6 protein-coding genes are annotated in these 7,374 nt (G+C 50.2%); 3 read left to right on the top strand and 3 right to left on the bottom strand.

What is annotated here, in order from left to right:
* A partial coding sequence (locus RMO35_RS18875; protein ID WP_309743100.1) for a PhzF family phenazine biosynthesis protein occupies window positions 1–219 on the top strand: 219 nt, incomplete at its 5' end.
* Window positions 220–471: 252 nt separating this feature from the next.
* The gene (gene ftsH2 / locus RMO35_RS18870) at window positions 472–2,358 is read left to right on the top strand and encodes an ATP-dependent zinc metalloprotease FtsH2 (protein WP_309743098.1); all 1,887 of its coding nucleotides are present in this window, start codon (window positions 472–474) and stop codon (window positions 2,356–2,358) included.
* 125 nt (window positions 2,359–2,483) lie between these two features.
* On the opposite strand, the gene pheA is transcribed toward ftsH2, so the two are convergent.
* Window positions 2,484–3,353: a prephenate dehydratase gene (pheA, locus tag RMO35_RS18865; RefSeq protein WP_309743095.1), complete on the bottom strand. Its 870-nt coding sequence runs from the start codon at window positions 3,351–3,353 to the stop codon at window positions 2,484–2,486.
* A gap of 286 nt (window positions 3,354–3,639) precedes the next feature.
* Between pheA and RMO35_RS18860 the strand changes: the two genes are divergently transcribed.
* Window positions 3,640–4,224: a DUF1997 domain-containing protein gene (locus tag RMO35_RS18860; protein ID WP_309743094.1), complete on the top strand. Its 585-nt coding sequence runs from the start codon at window positions 3,640–3,642 to the stop codon at window positions 4,222–4,224.
* On the opposite strand, the gene RMO35_RS18855 is transcribed toward RMO35_RS18860, so the two are convergent.
* Window positions 4,221–4,838, bottom strand: coding sequence for a ribonuclease HII (locus RMO35_RS18855; RefSeq protein WP_309743092.1), 618 nt, complete (start codon window positions 4,836–4,838; stop codon window positions 4,221–4,223). The two genes, RMO35_RS18860 and RMO35_RS18855, sit on opposite strands and share 4 nt — an antisense overlap.
* Window positions 4,839–5,093: 255 nt before the next feature.
* Window positions 5,094–7,374, bottom strand: a 2,281-nt coding sequence (locus RMO35_RS18850; protein WP_309743090.1) for an Rne/Rng family ribonuclease, incomplete at its 5' end; no start/stop codon positions are given.

The following is a 7,374-nucleotide window of genomic DNA, read 5'->3' as shown; positions in this document are numbered from 1 at the left end:
GAAGATCCGGCGACAGGTAGTGCCAATGGCTGTCTGGCGGCGTATCTAGCCAAACATCAATATTTTGGCAGTCCCAAAATTGACATCACTGTCGAGCAAGGTGTGGAGCTAGGCAGAGCATCACTCCTGTACTTACGAGCGCAGTATACACTAGCGCACTGCCCCGTCAGTATCGGCGGTCGAGTAATCAAAATCGCCCAAGGTGAATTTATTTTGTAAAAATTCAAAATTTTAAGCTGTAAAATCACCTAAACCCTTGTGGTGGGCATTGCCCACCCTACAGTTTGATTCCCTATCCCCTATCCCCTATCCCCTATCCCCTAACTCCCCCCTTTCCGAAATCTGAGAATTACGTTAAATTTAATTAAGATATGTTCTCAGAAATTTTTAAAGCGTAATTTTTAGACAACCTGAAATTTAAGAACTGTTAACCGAATCGCTGTCACCTCCTATCTAAAGGCACACAATTTTATGAAGTTTTCGTGGAAATTAGCAGTACTGTGGACGATTCCCGTCCTTGTAGTTGGCTTCTTCGTTTGGCAAGGGGCATTTACACCCGTCACTGCTGAAGTTGGTAAAAACACAGCAAGTACGCGGATGACTTACGGCAGGTTCCTAGAGTATCTCGATGCCAACCGAGTCAAAGCTGTTGACCTCTATGATGGTGGTAGAACTGCGATCGTTGAAGCAGTCGATCCAGACTTAGAAAACCGGATGCAGCGTCTGCGGGTCGATTTACCATCCAATTCACCAGAATTGATTGCCAAGCTTCGCGACTCCAATATTTCCTTTGACAGTCATCCTATTCGTAACGATGGCGCTGTCTGGGGCTTCTTGGGCAACTTAGTCTTCCCCGCCTTGTTGATTGGTGGTTTATTCTTACTGTTCCGCCGTTCTAACAATATGCCCGGTGGCCCCGGTCAGGCGATGAACTTTGGTAAATCCAAAGCTAAATTCCAAATGGATGCCAAAACTGGTGTCATGTTCGATGACGTAGCGGGTATTGCTGAAGCTAAAGAAGAATTACAAGAAGTTGTGACCTTCCTCAAACAGCCCGAACGCTTTACCGCTGTCGGTGCCAAAATTCCTAAAGGTGTCCTGTTAGTCGGCCCTCCTGGTACTGGTAAAACCTTACTTGCTAAAGCAATTGCGGGTGAGGCTGGCGTTCCCTTCTTCAGTATCTCTGGTTCGGAATTTGTGGAAATGTTTGTCGGTGTGGGTGCATCCCGCGTCCGCGACTTATTCAAAAAAGCCAAAGAAAACGCTCCTTGTATCATCTTCATCGATGAAATCGATGCCGTCGGTCGTCAACGTGGTGCAGGTATCGGTGGTGGTAACGACGAACGCGAACAGACCCTCAACCAGATGCTCACAGAGATGGATGGTTTTGAAGGTAATACCGGAATCATCATTATCGCTGCTACCAACCGTCCTGACGTACTAGACTCGGCGCTGCTGCGTCCCGGTCGCTTCGATCGTCAAGTCCAGGTAGATCCACCCGATGTCGCTGGTCGGATTGAAATCCTCGGCGTTCACGCTCGGAATAAAAAATTAGGTGAAGGTGTTTCGCTAGATGCGATCGCGCGTCGGACTCCTGGTTTCAGTGGTGCTGACTTAGCCAACTTGCTCAACGAAGCCGCCATTCTCACCGCTCGTCGTCGCAAAGATGCGATTACCAATCTCGAAATCGATGATGCTGTAGACCGCGTTGTCGCTGGGATGGAAGGTACGCCATTAGTAGATGGTAAGAGCAAACGCTTGATTGCTTACCATGAAGTCGGACACGCGATCGTCGCAACACTCATCCCCGCTCACGATCCACTCCAAAAAGTAACTCTGATCCCTCGCGGTCAAGCTGCTGGTTTGACTTGGTTTACACCTTCTGAAGACCAATCCCTGATCTCGCGCACCCAACTGCGGGCGCGGATCTGTGGTGCCCTGGGCGGACGTGCTGCTGAAGAAATCATCTTCGGTGACTCGGAAGTTACTACTGGTGCTGGCGGCGACTTGCAACAAGTCACCTCGATGGCTCGCCAAATGGTGACGCGCTTCGGGATGTCCAAACTCGGCCCGCTCTCCCTCGAAAGCCAATCTGGTGAAGTATTCCTCGGTGGTAACTGGGGTGCGCGCTCTGAGTACTCTGATGAAGTAGCAGCTCAAATCGACCAACAAGTTCGCGAAATCGTTGCTGGTTGCCATCAAGAAACACTCCAAATCATGCGTGAAAATCGCACGGTTGTCGATCGCTTAGTCGATATTTTAATCGAGAAAGAAACGATTGATGGTGATGAGTTCCGTCAAATCGTTGCTGAATACACCGTTGTACCTGAGAAGCCTCAGTTTGCGCCGATGCTGTAGAAGTGCTTTGACATTCTAATCATCTAGAAAAACCCTGCTAGTACTCAACTAGCAGGGTTTTTTTAGCAAAATCCTCTCCTTGGCGTTGCCCTGATCTTGTCGAAGGGCAACGCCAAGGAGGGGATTTACATAGTAGGGGCTGATGGGGAAAGTGGCTCGATGACAGTTGTGTAATAACTACCGAAGTTCTTAACTGTTTCGGCGTAGGCATCTAAATCGGCAAGAGCAGATTTTAATGCAGGACAATTATGCACATCAGTTTCGATATCGATGAAAAATAAATAGTCACCGAGGGAACGTTTGCTCGGACGCGACTCGATCCGACTTAAATTTAAACTCCGATCGGCAAAAAAGCCTAATGCCCTCATCAAGCCACCCGGCGCATTCGATCGCAGACTAAATGCTACCGAGGTACAGTTGCCTACTAATGATGGTTGTAAACTAATCGCCCAGAATTTAGTTTGATTATCTGGTCGATCGTTAATTGGCTGGCGCAAGACTGGGAGGTTGTACAAATCTGCCGCTCGCACGGAAGAAATTGCAGCGGTGCGAGGATTGGCGGCTAACGTGTCCAGGGCGGCGGTGGTAGAGCTGCCAGCAATCCGCGCAGCTTGCGGCAGATGTGCTTGTAACCACTGCTGGCACTGGCTCAGCGCTTGCGGATGCGAGTAGACTGTCTCGATCGCACTCAGATTAGTCGCCACCGAAATCAAGGCATGATGGATCGGTAAGACGATCGCTTGTTGGATCTGGAGGGGCGCGGCGATCTGCCAGATTGTATCGGCAGTCATCGTTACGCCACCCTCGATCGAGTTCTCCACTGGCACGATCGCCAGAGTTACTGCGCCACTAGCTACTGCGGCGATCGTCTCAGCGATGCTGGGATAAGGTTGTAAGTCAACTTCAGTACCGATTAGCTCTGCCTGAGCGTAGGCTATTGCGGCGGTTTCTGTATAAGTACCGACAGGCCCCAAGTGAGCGATCTTTACAGTCATAAACAGTTGACATTTATCAGCATTATTTTAGTATTAATTCGCCAAAATACCGATTTTATTAATCTTACCTAGAATCTCGTTGGCGCAGCCTCTCCCCAGGAAAATCGCCAATGCGATAAGATTTGAAGTAGATACATATTACCGCGACTATCCATCGATCGCTTAAATCTTTTTTCGCTACAGTTTCCGAGATTTGCTCTCAACTCCATCTCCCCCGATCTTCATACTTTAAGAATTCCGAATTCTCAACGGCGATCTGATTCGCTAATTCTTCTTTGTTACATATATGCAAATTGTTAAATTTACAGCAACGCGATCGGTGGAGATTGCCGTACCTAAGCATTCTATCCCGATTCAACACTATCTCCGCCAGCCGCACCGTTTGGTGCGATCTCTAGTCGATCCAAATCGGATTCGCCAAGTCAGCGACGATGAGTTTTGCCTGACGATGCGGACGTTAAGTTTTTTTGGATTCGAGCTTCAGCCCACGGTGTTTTTACGAGTGTGGACGGCAGCAGATAGTACCGTGCGGATTGTTTCTACTAAGTGTGAAATTCGGGGCATCGAATATATCGATCGCCGCTTTAGTTTGAGTTTAATCGGTCAATTGTCGCCCCATCAGTACCAAGAGCAGACCTATCTCGATGGTTGTGCCGATCTCGAAGTCCAAGTCGAACTTCCCCCGGCACTAAGCTTTATGCCCAGATCGATCGTGGAGTCGGCGGGAAATAGCTTGCTCAAGAGCATCCTCAATACATTCAAACAACGCTTGATGCACCAGTTATTAGCTGATTATGTGCTGTGGGCAAGAGATCTCGCGACTGCTCCCGTGCCGGATTTGCTCATTAGCAAGCCAATGGGTGAAGTCTAAGTTGGGTGGATCGATCCATTCCGAGCTTGACAAGGGCGAAAAGAGCGGCGGTGTTCTGGCGTAATTCCGTAGCGCTCGATCGCCAGTAAGTGTGCGGCGGTGCCATAACCTTTATTTTGGCTCAGGTGATATTGGGGATAAATAGCGGCTGAGTCTGTCATGAGCCGATCGCGCCAAACTTTTGCCAAGATACTAGCAGCGGCGATCGCGACAGACTTATCCTCGCCTTTAACTAATGTTTGCTGGGAAAAATCTAGCTGGGGAATTAATTGGTTGCCATCTACCAAACATAATTCTGGGTGTACTGCTAGCCCCATCACCGCTCGCCGCATGGCGAGTAACGTTGCCTGAAGAATATTTAACTCATCGATTTCGTTTACACTCGCAATCCCGATCTGAGACGCGATCGCGACTTGTTGAATGAGCGGCACCAATCGTTCGCGACGTTGAGCTGAGAGTTTTTTACTATCTTTGACGCCCCAATTTTCACACTCGATCGGCAATGTCGGCGGTAAGATGACCGCAGCCGCTACAACTACCCCAAATAATGCCCCCCGACCGACTTCATCGACGCCAGCAATGAGTCGTGGTGGGGGGTTGTTTGTGGGGTTCATGGGATCGGGACTGGGGGATTGGGGGACTGTGTGACCACCCAAAATATGTAGGTTGGGTAGAGCAAGGCGAAACCCAACATCCACCCAATCGTTGGCGTTGGCGTAGCCTGCCGTAGGCACAGCCTACCGGGGGTAATCGGTGAGTGTGTTGGGTTTCATTCTTCAACCCAACCTACGGGTGGATTGGTACTACGGGTGGATTGGTACGACCGAGAGTGGCTTAGCGATCGAATATAATTTCGATCGCTAAGGAATCTAATCTACTACTGCTGAAGATCGGCGTTTGCGTCGCCGATTTTCGGGTAACTCTTCGACTGGTTCTTCTAGCGGTAGTGAAACTTCGATTTGAGCTGCTGGTGGCTCGGGCACTATGGCAACTGCCACAGGCTCTGAGGCGATCGATTCAGCCGCAGGTGAATCAAATACCACTGGCGCGAGCGAGTCTAGATCGGCAGCAGATGGCTCGAATATCGCTGGTGGCTCAGTTAGTTCTGGCTCAGAAATTGGGGCAATTTCTACAGGTGTCACAACTACCCGCTCGTCGATCGGTTCGGGGGGTAAACTACCGACTGGGACGATATTGACGATCGCCGTTTTGGGATTAGTTAACTCTCGTCCCAACTTGATTAGGGGAGAAATACCCATCCAAGCATAAGTTTCCTTCTCCAGATCCGACATTTCGATCGAGATTATTTCGGGTGGTTCGATCGTCGGACGGGTAGGTTTGACCCGTTGTGGTTTACCCGGACGTTCGCGCTCTGTCTCGGTCGAGTCGCTGGTTTCATCATTGGCATCATCGAAATCGACTTCTGGCACGAACGCTTCTAGTTCTGGCGGCGCAAACTTACTACTAACGAGCGTAGCCCGAGTGGTAATTTCTTCGACTGGTGGCGAGCTAGTGCGATTGTTGAGACTGCGGACGGGATTGCCATTTGGCAGCGGCAGGCGTGGGCTATCGCCGTTAGATGGCGTGGGTCGCGGCACATTGCGGACTACTTCTTCGCGGTCGGTTCTCCCAATGCGGCGGCGACGCTTTTTTCCAGCTCCGTTCTGCTGTTGGTAGCTGGGATGATTGACTAGATTGAAATCATCTTCACCTTCGGTACCTTCTGGCTCGAAGCTATCCCAGCCTTCGGGAACTGGCGGACGGAGATCGGGTAGAGTCCGATTGTTGCGGCGTGGCTCTCTACTCGTGCCGCGTTCGGCTCCTGAGCTGCGATCGCTATTACCGCGACCGCGATGTTCGCGTTGCGGGGAGCTAGAAACTAGAGAAATCGGCACGGCTTCGCCATCGGCACCGTAGACAGTTTCTCCTGGTACGTGAGCCAAATGTCCCAAGCCGCCGCAGGTGGCACAAGTTTCGCCAAATAGTTCGTAGATATTTTGACCTTGGCGTTTGCGGGTGAGTTCGACTAAACCCAATTCGGAAAGTTGCGCGATTTGAGGTCTGGCTTTATCGACGCGGAGCTGTTTGTTGAAGTGTTCGAGGACTTGGAGTTGGTCTTTGCGGTAATCCATATCGATAAAGTCGATGATGATTACCCCGGCAATATTTCGCAGTCGCAGTTGACGGGCGATCTCGGTAGCGGCTTCGCAGTTCGTCCAGAGTACGGTTTCGCGAGAGGTGTTCGATCGGGTAAATGAGCCGGAGTTGACATCGACGACAGTTAGTGCTTCAGTCGGTTCGATGATGATATATCCGCCTGAAGGCAAATCTACTCTAGGCTTTAATGATTCTCTAATTGCCGCATTCACGCGGAAATATTCCAGAATTGGTTGGCGTTCGCGATGCTGGTCTACGACTACGCCGGGAGGTAACTGACCGTCATTCCAGCCGAGGAGTGTTTGCTTAACTCGCTTGAGTCCTTGCTGGGAGTCTACGACGATCCGGTTGACATCTGCCGAATACATATCTCTGAGGACTCTTTGAATGAAGTCATCATCCCGATTGAGTAAAGCTGGTGCGCGGGTAGAATTAGCGTCTTGCTGAACGACTTCCCACTGCTTTTGGAGTTGTTCGAGATCTTCTAAAATTGCCTCTTCTGTAGTGTCTTCGGCTTCAGTCCGGACGAGTAGACCCATTCCGGCGGGTTTGGCAAGGACAGCTAGTGCCCTGAGCCGATTGCGTTCGCCCTCGGAGCGGATGCGGCGGGAGAGATTGACACCTTTACCAAACGGAATCAAGACCACATAGCGACCGGGTAAACTGACATTACCAGTTAGTCTAGGGCCTTTATTTCCGGTCGGTTCCTTCATGATCTGCACCAGCACTTTTTGCTGGGGTGCGAGCAGTTCGGTAATCGAGCCAGCACTCCGTCTGAGCCGGAGCGGGCCTAAATCTGTAACATGAATAAATCCGTTGCGGGAAGGGTCGCCGATGTTGATAAAAGCCGCATCGATCCCTTGTAATACATTTTCGACAATGCCAAGATAGATATCACTGACCTGATGTTGTCCGGTCGCTACCACCAATTCTTGAATTTGGTCTTCTCCAAATACGGCACCAATGCGGTGTTGCTCCGCAATAATTATTTGC

The sequence above is a fragment of the Chamaesiphon sp. OTE_20_metabat_361 genome, from assembly GCF_031364565.1.
Note: the sequence above shows the minus strand (reverse complement) of the source record. Positions and strands in the feature narration are given on the sequence as shown.

What these genes read in the sequence shown, in the direction of transcription:
- ftsH2 (WP_309743098.1), top strand. Translation starts at nt 472, where the DNA reads ATGAAGTTTTCGTGGAAATTAGCAGTACTGTGGACGATTCCCGTCCTT.
- pheA (WP_309743095.1), bottom strand. Translation starts at nt 3,353, where the DNA reads ATGACTGTAAAGATCGCTCACTTGGGGCCTGTCGGTACTTATACAGAA.
- RMO35_RS18860 (WP_309743094.1), top strand. Translation starts at nt 3,640, where the DNA reads ATGCAAATTGTTAAATTTACAGCAACGCGATCGGTGGAGATTGCCGTA.
- RMO35_RS18855 (WP_309743092.1), bottom strand. Translation starts at nt 4,838, where the DNA reads ATGAACCCCACAAACAACCCCCCACCACGACTCATTGCTGGCGTCGAT.